The 15,944-nt window shown below is 57.4% G+C and carries 16 protein-coding genes and 1 pseudogene; 4 read left to right on the top strand and 13 right to left on the bottom strand.

The genetic code is table 11. From position 1 onward, the window contains the following. Positions 1-99: 99 nt before the first annotated feature. Positions 100-1,437 carry an aminodeoxychorismate synthase component I gene (gene pabB, locus AC07N8_RS03440; RefSeq protein ID WP_493142191.1) on the top strand — a complete coding sequence of 446 codons (1,338 nt, stop codon included), beginning with the start codon at positions 100-102 and terminating at the stop codon, positions 1,435-1,437. A 100-nt stretch (positions 1,438-1,537) separates the two neighbouring features. On the opposite strand, the gene thrH is transcribed toward pabB, so the two are convergent. Further along, on the bottom strand, positions 1,538-2,155 hold the full coding sequence (gene thrH, locus AC07N8_RS03435; RefSeq protein WP_483840292.1) for a bifunctional phosphoserine phosphatase/homoserine phosphotransferase ThrH: 618 nt from the start codon (positions 2,153-2,155) through the stop codon (positions 1,538-1,540). Between the two features lie 173 nt (positions 2,156-2,328). Here thrH and AC07N8_RS03430 point away from each other — a divergent pair, with 173 nt between their 5' ends. Next, positions 2,329-3,069: a phosphoadenylyl-sulfate reductase gene (locus AC07N8_RS03430; RefSeq protein ID WP_008027340.1), complete on the top strand. Its 741-nt coding sequence runs from the start codon at positions 2,329-2,331 to the stop codon at positions 3,067-3,069. A gap of 170 nt (positions 3,070-3,239) precedes the next feature. On the opposite strand, the gene AC07N8_RS03425 is transcribed toward AC07N8_RS03430, so the two are convergent. After that, a complete protein-coding gene (locus AC07N8_RS03425; protein ID WP_493142194.1) occupies positions 3,240-4,163 on the bottom strand; it encodes a LysR family transcriptional regulator in 924 nt (307 codons plus the stop codon). A gap of 125 nt (positions 4,164-4,288) precedes the next feature. Here AC07N8_RS03425 and AC07N8_RS03420 point away from each other — a divergent pair, with 125 nt between their 5' ends. Next, a complete protein-coding gene (locus AC07N8_RS03420; RefSeq protein WP_140667164.1) occupies positions 4,289-5,035 on the top strand; it encodes a 3-oxoacyl-ACP reductase family protein in 747 nt (248 codons plus the stop codon). Between the two features lie 72 nt (positions 5,036-5,107). On the opposite strand, the gene AC07N8_RS03415 is transcribed toward AC07N8_RS03420, so the two are convergent. Then, entirely contained in the window at positions 5,108-5,803 is a 696-nt protein-coding gene (locus tag AC07N8_RS03415; RefSeq protein WP_483840294.1) for an HAD-IA family hydrolase, read from the bottom strand. Between the two features lie 252 nt (positions 5,804-6,055). On the opposite strand from AC07N8_RS03415, the gene AC07N8_RS03410 reads away from it, so the two are divergent. Beyond that, positions 6,056-10,912 carry an RHS repeat-associated core domain-containing protein gene (locus AC07N8_RS03410; RefSeq protein WP_493142197.1) on the top strand — a complete coding sequence of 1,619 codons (4,857 nt, stop codon included), beginning with the start codon at positions 6,056-6,058 and terminating at the stop codon, positions 10,910-10,912. Between the two features lie 873 nt (positions 10,913-11,785). On the opposite strand, the gene AC07N8_RS03405 is transcribed toward AC07N8_RS03410, so the two are convergent. The 10 genes and pseudogenes from AC07N8_RS03405 to AC07N8_RS03360 form a co-directional block, all read right to left on the bottom strand. After that, the gene (locus AC07N8_RS03405) at positions 11,786-11,998 is read right to left on the bottom strand and encodes a hypothetical protein (protein WP_493142198.1); all 213 of its coding nucleotides are present in this window, start codon (positions 11,996-11,998) and stop codon (positions 11,786-11,788) included. Positions 11,999-12,098: 100 nt separating this feature from the next. Continuing rightward, on the bottom strand, positions 12,099-12,281 hold the full coding sequence (locus AC07N8_RS03400) for a hypothetical protein (protein ID WP_027922531.1): 183 nt from the start codon (positions 12,279-12,281) through the stop codon (positions 12,099-12,101). Between the two features lie 122 nt (positions 12,282-12,403). Continuing rightward, complete coding sequence (locus AC07N8_RS03395) at positions 12,404-12,877, bottom strand: glycine zipper domain-containing protein (protein ID WP_483840298.1); 474 nt, start codon at positions 12,875-12,877, stop codon at positions 12,404-12,406. Positions 12,878-12,991: 114 nt separating this feature from the next. Further along, a complete protein-coding gene (locus AC07N8_RS03390; RefSeq protein WP_483840299.1) occupies positions 12,992-13,363 on the bottom strand; it encodes a bacteriocin in 372 nt (123 codons plus the stop codon). Between the two features lie 335 nt (positions 13,364-13,698). Continuing rightward, positions 13,699-13,887 (bottom strand): hypothetical protein, encoded by a 189-nt coding sequence (locus AC07N8_RS03385; protein WP_483843806.1) that lies wholly within the window; start codon positions 13,885-13,887, stop codon positions 13,699-13,701. A gap of 177 nt (positions 13,888-14,064) precedes the next feature. After that, positions 14,065-14,385, bottom strand: a complete 321-nt coding sequence (locus AC07N8_RS03380) for a YbjQ family protein (RefSeq protein WP_123434228.1) — start codon at positions 14,383-14,385, stop codon at positions 14,065-14,067. A 107-nt stretch (positions 14,386-14,492) separates the two neighbouring features. Then, entirely contained in the window at positions 14,493-14,675 is a 183-nt protein-coding gene (locus tag AC07N8_RS03375) for a hypothetical protein (RefSeq protein WP_493142202.1), read from the bottom strand. Between the two features lie 16 nt (positions 14,676-14,691). Next, the gene (locus AC07N8_RS03370) at positions 14,692-14,883 is read right to left on the bottom strand and encodes a hypothetical protein (RefSeq protein ID WP_493142205.1); all 192 of its coding nucleotides are present in this window, start codon (positions 14,881-14,883) and stop codon (positions 14,692-14,694) included. 57 nt (positions 14,884-14,940) lie between these two features. Next, positions 14,941-15,510, bottom strand: coding sequence for a zeta toxin family protein (locus tag AC07N8_RS03365; RefSeq protein WP_493142207.1), 570 nt, complete (start codon positions 15,508-15,510; stop codon positions 14,941-14,943). A gap of 262 nt (positions 15,511-15,772) precedes the next feature. Continuing rightward, positions 15,773-15,912, bottom strand: a pseudogene (locus AC07N8_RS03360) (6-aminohexanoate hydrolase); the annotation flags it as partial. Between the last annotated feature and the right edge of the window lie 32 nt (positions 15,913-15,944).

Genomic DNA, 15,944 nt, shown 5'->3' with positions numbered 1-15,944 from the left:
CCTGCCTCCAATCTACCCAACACCGACATCCCCTCTAGGAGCAAATCCTGCAGAGGACTACAATCGCCACCCCGCCTCGATGGCTGACCCGCCCCGCCCATGTTGACCTGTTCCGTACACCCGCTTCCTTATCGCGCCAACCCCGCCGACTACTTCGCGGCGATTCGTCATGCCCCCGGCGCCGTGCTGCTGGATAGCGGTCGGCCGACCGCAGAGCGCGGCCGTTTTGATTTGCTTAGCGCCTGGCCGCTGGAGCAATTGGCTGTATTGCCCGACGAAAGCGGCGGCGACTTCCTGCAACGCCTGCGCGAGAATCTGACACGCCTCGGTGAAGCGGCGGTTCCTGATGAACTGCCCTTCGCCGGCGGCCTGATCGGTTACCTGAGCTACGACTTCGGTCGGCGCCTGGAACACCTGCCGAGCCAGGCGCAGGACGACCTGCAACTCCCCGACGCGCGTTTCGGCTTGTACGACTGGGCCCTGATCAGCGATCACCACGTAAAAACCAGTCAACTGGTGTTTCACCCGTCGTTGATCGACAGCGAGCGCCAGCGTCTGATCACACTGTTCAGCCAGCCGACCGCAAACGCCGTTGAACCTTTCACATTGAAAGCGCCGATGCGTGCCGACCTGAGCACCGACCAATATCGCCAGGCGCTGGAACGCATTCAGAACTACATTCAGGCCGGTGACTGCTACCAGGTCAACTTCGCCCAGCGCTTCCGGGCTGAGTGCCAAGGTGATCCATGGGCGGCGTACGTCGCGTTGCGCGCCGCATGCCCGACGCCATTTTCCGGGTTCCAGAGCCTGCCCGAGGGTGGCGCGGTACTGAGCCTGTCGCCGGAGCGCTTCGTCAAAGTCAGCGAACGGCAGGTGGAAACCCGGCCGATCAAAGGCACCCGCCCTCGCGGCCTGACCGCCACCGAAGACGCAGCGAACGCCGCCGAACTACTGGCCAGCCCCAAGGATCGCGCGGAAAACCTGATGATTGTCGACCTGTTGCGCAATGACCTCGGCCGCACCTGCCGCATCGGTTCGGTGCGGGTGCCGGAGTTGTTCAGTCTGGAAAGCTATCCGAATGTGCATCACCTGGTGAGCAGCGTGACCGGTGAACTGGCGGATGACCGCGATGCGCTGGACCTGATCGCCGGCAGCTTCCCCGGAGGCTCGATCACCGGTGCGCCGAAGATTCGGGCGATGCAGATTATTGACGAGCTCGAGCCGACCCGGCGCGGATTGTACTGCGGGTCATTGCTGTATCTGGATGTGCGCGGCGAGATGGACAGCTCCATCGCGATTCGCAGCTTGCTGGTCAAGGATGGGCAGGTGTGTTGCTGGGGCGGCGGCGGGATCGTCGCTGACTCCGAGTGGCAGGCCGAGTATCAGGAATCGATAACCAAGGTCAAAATCCTGCTCGATACCCTGCAAAGCCTCTAAAAGCTTCGTCGTAACGCCGCCCGGAGCCGGCTCGCTCCCACAGTTGAAATGCAATCCAATGTGGGAGCGAGCCTGCTCGCGAAAGCGTCCTGCCGGACGACTACAAACTCAAAGCCCGATTCGAAGCCTTGATGAACTCCTGCTTCAACTCCTCAAACGTATGCACTGCCGGGAACTGCGGAAACTCGCGGATCACGTTGTCTGGCGCATGGAACAGAATCCCCGCATCCGCCTCACCCAGCATTGTCGTGTCGTTGTAGGAATCCCCCGCCGCGATCACCCGGTAGTAAAGGCTCTTGAAGGCCAAAACCGACTGACGCTTGGGATCTTTCTGACGCAACTGATAGCTGGTCACCCGACCGGAATCGTCAGTAATCAAGCGATGGCACAGCAACGTCGGGAAGCCCAGCTGGCGCATCAACGGCTGCGAAAATTCGTAGAACGTGTCCGACAGAATCACCACTTGAAAGCGCTCGCGCAGCCAGTTGACGAACTCGATGGCGCCATCGAGTGGCTTGAGCGTGGCGATCACTTCCTGGATGTCGGCGAGTTTCAAGCCGTGTTCATCGAGGATTCGCAGGCGCTGCTTCATCAGCACGTCGTAATCGGGAATGTCCCGAGTGGTGGCCCGGAGCGATTCGATCCCGGTTTTTTCGGCGAAAGCGATCCAGATTTCCGGGACCAGTACACCTTCAAGATCCAGACAGGCAATTTCCACAAGACACTCCCATTTGTATTGATTATTGAGTCGAGCGAGCAAAAAGACTGCCGAACTCTAGCGATTCGGGCTGACCGGCGCAACGCAGAGGGCGCGCCAGTGGCTGCAGGATTTTGTTACCATCGCAGCCATATAGAGCGCCAAGCGCCACCGACCTGTAGGAAGCCGCCCTGATGAGCCCAACGTTCGACGTCGTGGAACTCGCCACGACCTATGCCAACAAATCCGCCCAGGACATCCTGAAACTCGCGTTCGCCGAGTTTGGCGATGACCTGTGGATATCTTTCAGCGGCGCCGAAGACGTGGTGCTGGTAGACATGGCCTGGAAGCTGAACAAGAACGTCAAAGTGTTCAGCCTCGACACCGGCCGTTTGCACCCGGAAACCTACCGCTTCATCGATCAGGTGCGTGAGCACTACAAGATCGACATCGAACTGGTGTCGCCGGACTACACGAAACTTGAACCCTTCGTGAAGGAAAAAGGCCTGTTCAGCTTCTACAAGGACGGCCATGGCGAATGCTGCGGCATCCGCAAGATCGAGCCGCTGCGCCGCAAGTTGTCCGGCGTCACCGCCTGGGCCACCGGCCAGCGCCGCGACCAGAGCCCCGGCACCCGCAGCGCCGTTGCCGTGCTGGAAATCGACACCGCGTTCTCCACCCCGGAACGCACCCTGTACAAATTCAATCCGCTGGCGCAAATGACCAGCGAAGAGATCTGGGGCTACATCCGCATGCTGGAGCTGCCCTACAACAGCCTGCATGAGCGCGGGTTCATCAGCATTGGCTGCGAACCGTGCACCCGTCCGGTGCTGCCGAACCAGCATGAGCGCGAAGGTCGCTGGTGGTGGGAAGAGGCGACGCAGAAAGAATGCGGGTTGCATGCCGGGAATATCATCAGCAAGTCCAAGGCCTGATCCCGAGCCTTGTAGAGATCCCAATGTGGGAGCGAGCTTGCTCGCGAAGGCGTCGTGTCAGGCGCCATCCATGTTGAACGTGAGTCTATCTTCGCGAGCAGGCTCGCTCCCACAAGTTCTGTGTGGGCCGGGCTTGCCCGCGATGGCAGCACCTCGGTTTCCTGCCAGGCTCAAACCGCACTAAACCTGCGCCCCAATCCCTGCTCCGCAAACTGCTCGATGATGAAATCCACAAACGCCCGGGTCTTGCCCGGCAACAGTTTGTGTTCCGCGTAATAGATCGAAATATTGCCATCGTCGACATACCAGTCTGGCAGCACCCGCTGGAGCTTCCCGTTCTCCAGAAACCCCGAGGCGAACGGCATGCTTACCAGCGCAATCCCCAGTCCCTGGGCCGCCGTCGCGCACGCGGCTTCCGAATCACTCATGGTCATTCGCGCCTTCAGCGTCAGCGGACTGTGTTGCTGCGTGCGACTGGTCAACTGCCAGGAGCGCACTCGACCGGTCTGCGGCGAACGAATCAGGATGCCGTCGTGATACTTGAGGTCATCGGGCTCGGCGATCGCATCATGCGCCTCCAGATAACCGGCTGACGCCACCAACACCCGATGCGCCGGCGTCAGTTTGCGTGCCACCACCCCTTGGGGCAGTTCGAAGCCGCCGCCAATGGCCGCATCGAAGCCCTGCGCAATCAAATCGACCTGACGGTTATCGAAATGCCAGTCCGGATTGATCGCCGGAAAGCGCCGCAAAAACTCTCCCAGCAACGGCACGATATACAAACGCCCGAACACCGTGCCCATGCTGACCTTCAGCGTCCCCGCCGGTCGGCCTTCGGCGCTCGCCAGATTGGCCACGGCATTCTGGATCGTGTGCAGGCTGGAACTGACCTCGCCGAGGAACAGCTGACCGGCCTCCGTCAACGTCAGGCTGCGCGTGCTGCGCTGAAACAGCCGCACACCGAGCCGTGCTTCGAGTTTTGCCACACTCTTGCCCACCGCGGCCGGGGTCAGGCTCAAGCGCCGCGCGGCTTCGGCAAAACTGCCGACCTCGGCGCTGCGAACAAAGCATTCGATACTGCTGAAGGTTTCCATACGCGCCACTATAAACTTTTGGTTTACACAGACTATCGCACTTACCGTCTACACAGCGCCTGATCCTCAATCGATACTAGGCTCCATCAACCGAGGCATCTCGCCTCGGGACTTTGGAGATCGTTATGACTACTCAGAACCTCAGCGGCAAAGTGGCTTTGATTCAAGGCGGTTCCCGCGGTATCGGCGCAGCCATCGTCAAACGCCTGGCCGCTGAAGGCGCAACCGTTGCCTTCACCTACGTCAGCTCCACGGCCAAAGCCGAAGAATTGCAAAACAGCATCACCAGCAGCGGCGGCAAAGCCCTGGCCATCAAGGCGGACAGCGCCGACGCTGAAGCGATCCGAAACGCCGTGAGCGCCACGGTTAAAGCCTTCGGTCGCCTGGACATCCTGGTCAACAACGCCGGCGTGCTGGCCGTTGCGCCACTGGAAGATTTCAAACTCGAAGACTTCGACCAAACCCTCGCCATCAACGTACGCAGCGTGTTCATCGCCACCCAGGCCGCCGCCGCACACATGACCGAGGGCGGTCGCATCATCAACATCGGCAGCACCAACGCCGACCGCATGCCCTTCGCCGGTGGTGGCCCGTACGCCATGAGCAAAGCAGCGCTGGTCGGCCTGACCAAAGGCCTGTCCCGTGACCTCGGCCCACGCGGCATCACCATCAATAATGTGCAGCCCGGCCCGGTCGACACCGACATGAACCCGGCTGACGGTGACTTCGCGGAAAGCCTGATCCCGTTGATGGCAGTGGGTCGCTACGGCAAAGCCGAAGAGATCGCCAGCTTCGTTGCCTACCTCGTCGGACCGGAAGCCGGTTACATCACCGGGGCCAGCCTGACCATCGACGGTGGTTTCGGCGCCTGATCCACGGTTTGATTGAAACAAAAACGCCGGCAACCTTTAACAGGTTGCCGGCGTTTTTGTTTGTTTGTCACTTCAAGCCCATTCGAGGGCCGGTAAACCACACGCACTTGGCATGAACGCCTTCAGCGTACGAAGAATGCCATCGGCATGTGCGTATTTTTCATCAGCCATGGCCGCGTCCGGGATGGCGATCGCGGTCATCCCCGCCGCTTTCGCCGCGGTGACGCCAAACGGCGAATCCTCAAACACCAGGCAGTCCTCAGGCGCAACGCCCAGGCGCCGCGCGGCGGTGAGGAAAATATCCGGCGCCGGCTTGGCTGCGCCGACTTCCGGGTCATCGGCCGTTACGACGAAATCGAACAGCGCAAACCAGTCACGGTGCAACGTGGTTTTCTGACCGAACGACTGCCGCGATGAACTGGTGCCGACTGCAATCGGAATGTTGTTCGCCTTCAAGTGCCGCACCAATTCCTCAGCGCCCGGCATCGCCAGCGCGGCAGGAAAACGCTCGCGCATCAACGGCTCGCGGATCACCAGGAACTCTTCGGCGGTGATCGGCAGATCGAGCGCCTCGACCACATAGCGCGCCAGATCACCGGCCCCACGGCCGATGATGTTTTGCTTGATGCTCCAGTCGAAAACCCGACCGTAACGCGCGGCAATCAGCGACGTGACCTCGGTGTAAATGCCCTCGGTGTCCAGCAACAAGCCGTCCATGTCGAAAATCACAGCCTTGATCGGGCCGAACTGATTGAGCGGTGCATTCATCGCATCGGGTCCGTTTTCTAATGACATCCCAGAGACGGCTCAGGTGTGGCCGGGTCCGTGATCGATTAAAGGATTCAGCAGCATAGCGAGCGCGGCTGACATTGAGCAACGGGCAATGCCCGACCGTTACAAAAAGTGCTGATCGTCATTTAGCGACTTTCCCTACATAAAACGCCTCTTTTCCTGACTTCTTTACCCGCTGATCCCAAGCAAAGTCTCGCGCTCACATTTGATCTGCGCGAGGGACTGCGAATGTTCGTACCTGACGAGGTACTGGCCTTGAATAACGCCATCGGCTTGCTGGTGGTCGCCGCCATGGACCCTGAGCAGCCGAATGTCGAAGGGGTGCTGGCTGACTTTCGACTGTGCCTCAACGACTACGACGCCTGGGCGGAGAGTTTCTGGACCGGCAAGGCGCTGGATATCGAGCAGGTGTTCAAGGTCGGCAATGAAGTCCGGCTGGCCGCGCCAAAGCATTCCACTGCGCCTGTCAGCTCCACCGTCGGGGCATGCCCGGCCAGCGGCCCGTTGACGCTGGTGCACATGTTCGATGCGGCGCGATTCGTGCCGATTGGCAATACGCCGGTGATGCTCGAACCGTTGAACGCTGATGGCACCTATGGCGATCCGGTCAACCATGAGATCGGCCCCAGCGGCATTCTCGAAATCCCCGACTGCGAGCGCGGTCAACGTTACCGCATCACCTTCTTCCCCAATGTTTCCACCGATCATGTCAAAGCGCTGTACGCCTCCTATCAAGGCGTCATCGACGGCCTGGAAGACTGGCTGCGCAACGAGTGGACGACTGAATTCGAGGCTTCATGGGCCGAGTACTCGCAAGCCGGATTCCTCAAGCGCTACGGCCTGTTGCAACAAGCTGACTGGCTCGGTTTCGAAAAGTCGCTGAACGGTTTGTGGGATGACGTGAAGCAGATTTACGAGCTGATCACCGACCTGCAGGCCAACAGCGAAAAACTCCTTGAATACCTGACCGAAGTCGAACTTGAAACGCTGCTGCAGGCCTCGACTGAATCGATAGCCAATCTGTTGCTGGTGTTGAGTGACGAGCCGTTGATGTTCATCCATCTGGCGGCGTTCACCAGTTGGCTGCGGATGATGCCACCGCAGCACATCGCCGAAGTTGTGGCAGAAATTCGTACAGCGATATTGATCGGACTCCTGTTGGCACGCTTCACGGGGTCTGTAGGACTTAGGGTCGGTATCAGTGTCAAAGTGCTGAGCAAAATCAAATCGGAGCGAGCGCGTAAGTGGCTGGCAGCCGCGGGTTTGCGTCTGGCCGTCCTATCCGATCTTACGCCCCATGCGGGTGTACTCAAACCTCTCGCGGTCAACATCCGCACGGCTCCACTGAACCCTGCGCCTGCGGTGCCGTTGCAGATTAGCGCGGGCTCAGCGCCGGTTGTGTTGGTGGACAACCCGGTCGCCATTGCTCGCAACAAATCCGCAGCCAAGACCCGCCTGGGCCGGCACGAACAGCGTGACGACGCCTCAGAGCAGGCGAAAAACCCAAACGGCGACAGTGCCGATTGCGGGCCACTGACCTGCACCAATGGCTGCCCGGTGTCGATGGTCACCGGTGAAGAACTGCTGACCCTGGACGATGGATCGCTCAACGGTTTGCTGCCGTTTGCGTTTACCCGGTTGTACCGAAGCAGCGCTGTAGAAATCGATTGCGGGCTGGGCTGGGGCTGGAGTCATTCGCTGGCGCACCGGTTGGAACTGGACGCAGAGCACGTCGTCTGGATCGACCATGAAAACCGCCGCACGACATTTCCGCTGCCCAGCCAGGAACGCCCGGCCATTCACAACAGCCTGTCGCGGGCGGCGATTTATTTAGGGGATCAACCAGAGGAACTGGTACTCGCCCTCGCTGGCGAGACCGTGCGGTTCTATCACTTTCGCAATGGCCGGCTGACCGCGATCAGCGATGCCTATAACAACCGGCTGCACATCACCCGCGACCGGCAGGATCGCATTCAGCGCCTCGACAACGGCGCCGGTCGTTCACTGCTGTTGCGCTACGAGCGTCGGCACATCGTCGCGGTCGAGTATCAGTCATTTCATCCCGCCGATACGGCGGATGACGCCTGGCGTACCGAGCAAACGCTGATCGCCTACCGCTACGACGCCCGACAGCGGCTGATCGAAGCGACCAATGCCGCCGGGGAAAGCGAACGGTACGACTACGACGACCGACACGTGATTCTCCAGCGGCAACTGGCCGGTGGAGCCAGTTTCTTTTGGGAGTGGGAGCGGTCCGGCAAAGCGGCCCGATGCATAAGGCACTGGGCGACGTTCGCGCAAATGGATACGCGCTATGCCTGGGACGACAACGGCGCAGTGCGGGTTAAAAACGTCGATGGCAGCGAGGAAGTTTACGTCCATGACGATACGGCGCGGTTGGTGCGCCGGGTCGGGGCGGATGGCGCCGAGCACCTCAAGACTTATGACCACAAGGGTCAGCTGATTGCCGAACAGGGGCCACTGGGGGCGATTACTCAATACCGCTACGACGATCTCGGGCGGCTGATTGCGCTGATTCCACCTGAAGATGAGCCAACGTCCTACGAATACCGCAACGGTTTCCTGCATGCACGCTATCGCGGTCAGGCGGTCTGGACATATCAACGCAATGCTCAGGGCGATGTCACTGAATCCATCGACCCCGACGGCCAGATCACTCACTACCACTACGACGCTCAAGGACGACTGGCATCGATCCGTTATCCGGACAGCAGCCGTCATGTGTTCATTCGGGATGCTATCGGGCAACTGATCGAGGAAACCCTGCCGGACGGCGGCCAGCGGCGGTTTTCCTACGACGCTCTCGGACGGCAGATTTCCCGTCAGGATGAACATGGCGCTGTCACTCACTACCAATGGGACGCCGTCGGCCGACTGCTCCAGACGACGCTTCCTACGGGCGCGAGCCGAGCCTTCAGCTACAACGCCTACGGCAAAATCACCGCCGAACGCGATGAACTGGGGCGAATCACGCGCTTTGAGTACGACGATGACCTGCACCTGGTCAGCCGCCGGATCAACCCCGACGGTACGCATCTGCACTATCGCTATGACAACGCACGGCTGCTGCTGACCGAAATCGAGAACGAGTCCGGCGAACACCATCAACTGGACTACACGGTGGGTGGATTGATCCGACAGGAAGTCGGGTTTGACGGTCGACGCACGGCATATGCCTACGACCTCAATGGTCATCTGCTGGAAAAAATCGAGTTCGGCGATGACGGCTCGCAACTGATGACCCGTTACCAACGGGACTCGGCCGGTCGCCTGCTGATCAAAACCCTGCCCGACGGCATCAACGTCGAATACCACTACGACAGCCTGGGCCGCTTGGTCAGCGTCGACGACAACCACGATCACCCGCTGGAATTCGAATACGACACTCAGAACAGGCTGATCACTGAGCACCAGAGCTGGGCCACATTGCGCTATGGCTACGACGCGTGCGGCCGACTCGACCACCTGCGCCTGCCTGACAACAGCAAAATCGATTACCACCGCACCAAGGGTGGTGCACTGACAGCCATCGACCTCAACGGCACCCGTCTCACAAGCCACACCTATCAATTCGGCCGCGAACTACAGCGCCAGCAAGGCTTGTTACACAGCCAATACGACCACGACGAACAAGGTCGACTGAAGGCCCACGCTGTAAGCCAAAACCAGCAATCGCTTTATCGGCGCGACTTTGCCTACAGCGCCAACGGCAACCTCGACACCATCGCGGACACCCGCCACGGCCAACGCAACTACCAATACGATCCGCTCAACCGCCTGATCCGCGTCCGCCACTCCCGCGATCAACAACCCGAAAGCTTCGCCCACGACCCCGCGGGCAACTTGCTGATGCAGGATCGCCCCGGCCCGACCGCCGTCAAAGGCAATCGCCTGTTGATGCAAGGCGACCGCCACTTCGACTACGACACCTTCGGCAACCTGATACGCGAGCGCCGCGGCACCGGGCAAAAACTCGTCACCGAATACCGCTACGACTGCCAGCACCGGCTAATCAGTGCCACGCTGCCCAACGGCACCTGCGCGACCTACCGCTACGACGCCTTCGGCCGCCGCATCGCCAAAACCGTCGACGGCAAAACCACCGAGTTTTTCTGGCAAGGCGACCACCTCATCGCCGAACACAGCCAGGACCACCACCGCAGTTACCTCTACGAACCCGGCACCTTCCGCCCACTCGCGATGCTCGACGGCAAAGGCCCCCGCCAGGCCTGCCCGTTCTACTACCAACTCGACCACCTCGGCACCCCGCAAGAACTCACCGACTACAGCGGCGACATCATCTGGGCCGCGCAATACACCGCCTACGGCCGCCTGACCCGACTGAACCGAGATACCCATCAGGTGTTGGATCAACCATTGAGGTTTCAAGGGCAGTACTTCGATGCGGAGACGGGGCTGCATTACAACCGGCATCGTTACTACAACCCGGATGTGGGGCGGTATTTGACGCCGGATCCGAGTGGGTTAAAGGGTGGGTTGAACGGGTATCAGTACACGCGGAATCCTACGGGGTGGGTTGATCCGTTGGGGTTGAATGAGTGTCCTGGGGCGGATGGGTGTAAACGGCCGGGGTTTGGGGAGGAGGATCCGGCTAGTAAGATAGCGATTGAAAATCGTGAACCCCAACTACCAAAACCCAAAAAAGAGGACGACTACTTATATCGCGGGGACGAAAGAGAACCTCACGATGTATTTGAAAATGGTTTTAAAAGCAAAGGAAAAAGCAACGACCTACTACTACACTCATTAGACAGTCGGGATCCACCGAGCAATTTTATTAGCACATCCACTTCTAGGGAAGCCGGGAAATTTTTCGCCACTGAATACAACACAAAAACGGGCTATCTCTACACACTCAACAAAATCCCCGGACACGATCTAAAGATAGAACTAGGATCTTTGTACGAGTTTGATAGAGAAAAAGAAATTGCCATTCCAAGTCGCATTGAAAAAGAGGATGTACTTGGAGCAACCCTAATTCTTGATAATGGTAAAGAGTTTGGTTACTCCATACTAAACCCTAACAGGATAATTAAAAAATGATATGGACAGTAGACATAACGATTGAAAACAATGAAATTAAAGAAATAGCTCGATTGACATGCGACAACAAAGCTGGAAACGGCGACGTAACCATAATATTCACGATGCAAAACGGGTTATCAAAAACCTATTCGGACTCTGATTTTTATAGATGTTTCGCTCGAACACGAGAAGATAACACTGGAATAAAATTCCTATGCAAAGGATCAAAAGTAAATGTTCATACGTCCAGCATGTCATCACAGATGTCTCTTGGGTTGAAAGCATACGAATTAACTCTGGGTAAAGCTTCATCATTCGATGACGTGATTTACATATTCGATTACGACGAGCAGAACTTAACTAACGACTCAGCTAAACAGCGAGCCTTTTATAAAAAATGGATTGAGACTGAAAAAACCCAGGATGAGGACTAGTCGTAACTAAACACCAAAAGCCCGGCGCATTACCCGGGCTTTATTATTACCGCTTTAACTACCGGTCCCTTTCTTTCTCCCATCAGCCTCTTCTCCAGAGCTGTCCGATCCTCCAGCCCCACTTCCACCACTCACCGCCCCACTCCCCTTCCCCGGACTAGTACTACTCCCATTCGCATCACCCCCATTCCCACCATTAATACTCCCAGGCGGCAACGCATTACCATCCGCAGAGTTGGCATTCATTTCAGTCGACGGAGGCATCCCCCCTTTATCCACAGGCGCATCATTCCCATTGGATTGAGCAAACGCACTCAACGAGCCAACACACAACAGCCCCGCAATAGTCAGGGCTGTGAGTTTTGAACTGACCATGACGCATCTCCTTTAAAAAAGGTGCATACCAGATCTGGCAGCACTCTCTTTTTAAAGGTGCAACACAATCGACGGGCGGCTTTCAGCTCGGCTCACCCGAATAATCCTCACCAGCAATGTCCGGATCTTCAGGATCGGCCTCGACATCACCGCGCCTCACATCATCAGCGGGCACTTGCTCCACCGCCGTATCGTCATCCGGTGGACGTTGGTTGCGACTCAACGAATCGGTCGGTGAAGGAAGCGGGTATTCAGGGGTGTCGTCGGTTTCGGTGTCTTTCGGATCTGCGTTCATAAGCACCTCTCAAAGGGCCTGAAAAGCAGGCCCTGATAGTTCGAGGGGTGATGTGGGGTTGTTTGTTCTATCAGAGAGACGATCGGTCAAACAGAACACATCAATCTACGTCCTCATCCTCTTCTTCGTACTCGAGGTTCCCCACGTCGCCCGCGTCGTCAGAGTCGTTGAGGGGCACCGTGGCGTCGTCCATGAGTGAACCCGGATCTTCGTTGCCTGGGTCGTTGATGAACGGAAGCCCGCTCGGGCCTTTTTGTTCTTTGCCTTCGGTTTCCGGAGTCATGGCATGCCTCGCAATATTGGGGGGTGTATGAAGTTCGAGACTGCCTGTGGCCAATCGTTCCGGTTTGCGAAGCACAGACACAAAAAACCCGGCGCCTGGCCGGGTTTCTATTTGAGAGCGTCTTAGTGATGCTTGTTTTTGTGCTTATGCTTGTGACCGTTTCCGTGGCCGGAATGTGAACTGCCATTATTACCGTCGTCGCCCAGGTTGTTCCCGACTGCACCACCCGCGGCACCACCAAGGCCCGCGCCGATGGTCGACCCGGTCGAGCCGCCGAGGCTGTTACCAACTACCGAGCCGCCTGCCGCACCTAAACCACCGCCAATAGCTGCCTCGTTGCGATTGCCTTTGCTCGCGCCGACTGCGCTACCTGCCGCACCACCAACGCCGGCGCCGATGGCGGCGCCTGTGCTGCCGCCCAACTGTCCGCCGACGACGTTACCCAACGCACCACCCAGACCGCCGCCCACTGCAGCGGTGCCGTCGCCAGCCGCCATCGCACCTTGGGCCGCTAACAGTCCAACCACAAACGCAGACAGCGCCAAACTTCGAACGCTGGTGTTTCTACACTTTTTGCCGTTGTTAACCGGAGTCATGGGACGCCTCTTGTTCTTCGGGGGTATACGACCTTTGAGGCTTGGCTCAAAGAATCGTTCATTAACGAAAAAGCCCGGCGTTTAGCCGGGCTCTTCGATGCGGATCGAACGGGATCAGTGACGCTTGTGACCTTTGGCCAGGTTGCTGCCAACGCCGCCGCCCAAAGCACCACCCAAACCAGCGCCAATGGTGGAACCGCTCTTGCCACCCAAGCTATTGCCGATCACCGAACCACCGGCCGCGCCAACGCCACCACCAATGGCAGCGGAAGTACGGTGGCCTTTTTTTGCTGCAACAGCACTGCCGGCTGCGCCCGCTACGCCCGCACCAATCGCTGCGCCGGTGCTGCCACCCATGCTTTGGCCGACCACATTACCCAGAGCGCCACCCAGACCGCCGCCGATTGCCGCGGTGCCATCACTGGCAGCCATCGCACCTTGAGCAACCAGAAGCCCAAGAACCAGTGCAGGCAGTGTTAAACGCATGACGAAAACCTCAAAAATAGGGGGATAAACGAAAGGCGGGGATTGAATGCTTTAGCGCGCGAAACGTCCACACAAAAACCTCCGCACCTCGCAATTAGCGACGGTTGGACAGCTTCTATGGAAAAGGTTTTATCGCAGGCAAAAAAAAGCCCGCTGGGGAACGGGCCAGGTACTGCTTTCTAACGGATGGTTTGAGCCTACGGACGACGGTGTGAAAAGTTTGTGAAAAATAGCCCGCTACCACCACCGAGCATCTGCAGCCCGGTTTTCAACCGATAATCGGTACTGCAAAAATGAAAAACCCCGCTCAATGGCGGGGCTCGTCCGATTAACGGTTACTTCCTGGAGTGCGCCGCCACTCTCGGCAGAAATTTCGCCTTCGGTCCTCTGGGCACCGTGGATTTCACTTTACTGGTCTGGACCGGGTCTTCCCCGAAGCCCGCCACATACTCTGTCTGGCCGCATTTAACGCAATTGTTGATTGGAAATTCAGCCCCGTCGTCTTCGATATACGGATCAGCCATACCTCTTCCCCTCTCAAAAAGGGTCGACACCGGCAAAGCCCTTTGCCTGAAAAATATCGACCACCAAGGCTTTTGAGACTAGCCGGTCATTACCGGACTTGTAATTCAGATTTTTGCATGCCCGACGAATGGCCCGCATGCCGGCCGATAAAACACCGAGCGATCATGCAGACCGACTCACTTCAATTTGACCGCTGTCCCTGTCACAAACACCACCACCATCCCGCCCTTGCCGGCCGGCATGCTGATTTCGAAATCGAGCCCCACCACCGCGTCCGCCTGAAGCGCTCGTGCCCGCTCCTTGATCTCGTCAGTCGCCTGAATCCGCGCTTCCTTCAACGCCCGCTCCAACGTCTGAGAACGCCCACCGAAAAAATCCCGCATCCCGGCAAACATGTCGCGGATAACGTTAACGCCCTGCACGGACTCGGCACTGACAATGTCCAGGTAGGCAGTGATCTGGCGACCTTCGATGGCGTGGGTTGTGGTGGTGATCATGGATATTCCTTCCTGATAAAGTTTTGCCCCCTTCTCAATCGTCAGGGAGGATGAAAACAAAAAAGCCCAGCATTAGCTGGGCTTCGGCATTCTGTCACCACTAGTCTTCAGGCATTTTTCCAGGACGCTGCATTTGCCTTTTTGATAGCCTCTGCCTTCTCAATGACATCCCTTTGAGAAGCAATAGCCTTGCTAATCACAGCGTTGTAGACATCCCGCTTGGTCTGCGCGGACGCCTTGGTGAAAAAATCAACGAGAGGGCTGGATGCCCCGTTATTAGCTGCACTCATGGATGTCTACTCCGGATCACAGCTCTAGAAGCTCGAACCGATCATAGGTGTCGGGAATGAGAGCGTCAATCTGCTCCGCGGTGACACCGCCTTCAAAACATGTCGCTGTACCGTCTGTATTTTTGATAATCAAATCGACGAAAAATTGCCCACCGTAAAATCTACGAAGCTCAACCACGTTCCTTCTCGCGGCAAGAAACTGTGCCACGAATACATCCATTGGGATATTTCGCCCTTCAGTGATCTCTCTTGCCTGAACAAACTGCTAGGCGAGTTGCGGTTCCTGATAGACAAAAATGACTTGGACGATCCGTTGATTACTCAGCACTCTATCGAAGTTTCTCTTGGCGACCTGAATATTGGCGAGCGTTCCATCGAGCAGGAACGAGATATGTTTTTCAAAAACGCGATCTAAAACTCGCTCCAATATATGGGTCACCGCCCGCTGATAGAGGTATGAGTTTGTACCTGAGTATCCTGGAATCAAACGCCTGAAATCGTCAGGATCAATCCGTAGAATCTTCTTTGCCTCAACGCTATCAGTGCCCTGTTCGAGCACATCAACCAGCGCTTTCGATATTTCGGTTATACCTGCACCAGGTGAACCGGCCATAAATACTGTGAGAGGAGACGTTTCCGAGGGAAACACGTTTGTATCTGCAATGCTTCTGGCCAACCGCGCGCGGTTCTCTTTAGAAAACTTGATTGCTGCGTCTTCGATGGCTTTCTCATAGGGCGTCATGACGATGCTCTGCTCACTTTCACCGTTTCGCCATACCAACGCCAGATACACGTCAGAGGAACGAAACCAGCGTCCCAAAGACAGGACGGACAAGGGCTGCAAGCATGATCACTGAGGACCGCAGGTGTCAGTCAGACGATACCAGTCACTTAACCAGCAAAGGGGACAGCAAAAGCAGGCAAACTCCCTAAGCCAAGTAGGAAGTTTCTGCGCACAGATCACCAACTGAACTTCCAGATTCTTGATTTTGAAAACCTGTATTTCTGACAAGGCTTCACAGGGTGACCGAATTGTCGAACTCGCAGCGGTTCAGTGTCTCTTTGGCAACTTGGACAAATACGCGGCCAACGCATCAAACGTTGCGACCGGTCGCTCGGGCAATGATCCAGCCGAGAACTCAGTGTTGACGGTCTTGTAGCCAAACGCGCTGCCGTGTTCGCCTTGCAGTTGAACGGTCTGCAAAAACGCGTAGTAACTTCGCGGACCGGTATAGTTACCCCTTCCCAAGATCGCTCATGGAGACGCTG

The organism is Pseudomonas sp. GW821-FHT10C09, assembly GCF_059415465.1.
The sequence above is the reverse complement of the archived record's forward strand: the minus strand, read 5'-3'. Positions and strand labels throughout refer to the sequence as shown.

What these genes read in the sequence shown, in the direction of transcription:
- AC07N8_RS03395 (WP_483840298.1), bottom strand. Translation starts at nt 12,877, where the DNA reads ATGACTCCGGTTAACAACGGCAAAAAGTGTAGAAACACCAGCGTTCGA.
- AC07N8_RS03415 (WP_483840294.1), bottom strand. Translation starts at nt 5,803, where the DNA reads ATGAATGCACCGCTCAATCAGTTCGGCCCGATCAAGGCTGTGATTTTC.
- AC07N8_RS03390 (WP_483840299.1), bottom strand. Translation starts at nt 13,363, where the DNA reads ATGCGTTTAACACTGCCTGCACTGGTTCTTGGGCTTCTGGTTGCTCAA.
- AC07N8_RS03375 (WP_493142202.1), bottom strand. Translation starts at nt 14,675, where the DNA reads ATGAGTGCAGCTAATAACGGGGCATCCAGCCCTCTCGTTGATTTTTTC.
- AC07N8_RS03400 (WP_027922531.1), bottom strand. Translation starts at nt 12,281, where the DNA reads ATGACTCCGGAAACCGAAGGCAAAGAACAAAAAGGCCCGAGCGGGCTT.
- AC07N8_RS03425 (WP_493142194.1), bottom strand. Translation starts at nt 4,163, where the DNA reads ATGGAAACCTTCAGCAGTATCGAATGCTTTGTTCGCAGCGCCGAGGTC.
- pabB (WP_493142191.1), top strand. Translation starts at nt 100, where the DNA reads ATGTTGACCTGTTCCGTACACCCGCTTCCTTATCGCGCCAACCCCGCC.
- AC07N8_RS03385 (WP_483843806.1), bottom strand. Translation starts at nt 13,887, where the DNA reads ATGGCTGATCCGTATATCGAAGACGACGGGGCTGAATTTCCAATCAAC.
- AC07N8_RS03405 (WP_493142198.1), bottom strand. Translation starts at nt 11,998, where the DNA reads ATGAACGCAGATCCGAAAGACACCGAAACCGACGACACCCCTGAATAC.
- AC07N8_RS03430 (WP_008027340.1), top strand. Translation starts at nt 2,329, where the DNA reads ATGAGCCCAACGTTCGACGTCGTGGAACTCGCCACGACCTATGCCAAC.
- AC07N8_RS03420 (WP_140667164.1), top strand. Translation starts at nt 4,289, where the DNA reads ATGACTACTCAGAACCTCAGCGGCAAAGTGGCTTTGATTCAAGGCGGT.
- AC07N8_RS03410 (WP_493142197.1), top strand. Translation starts at nt 6,056, where the DNA reads ATGTTCGTACCTGACGAGGTACTGGCCTTGAATAACGCCATCGGCTTG.
- AC07N8_RS03380 (WP_123434228.1), bottom strand. Translation starts at nt 14,385, where the DNA reads ATGATCACCACCACAACCCACGCCATCGAAGGTCGCCAGATCACTGCC.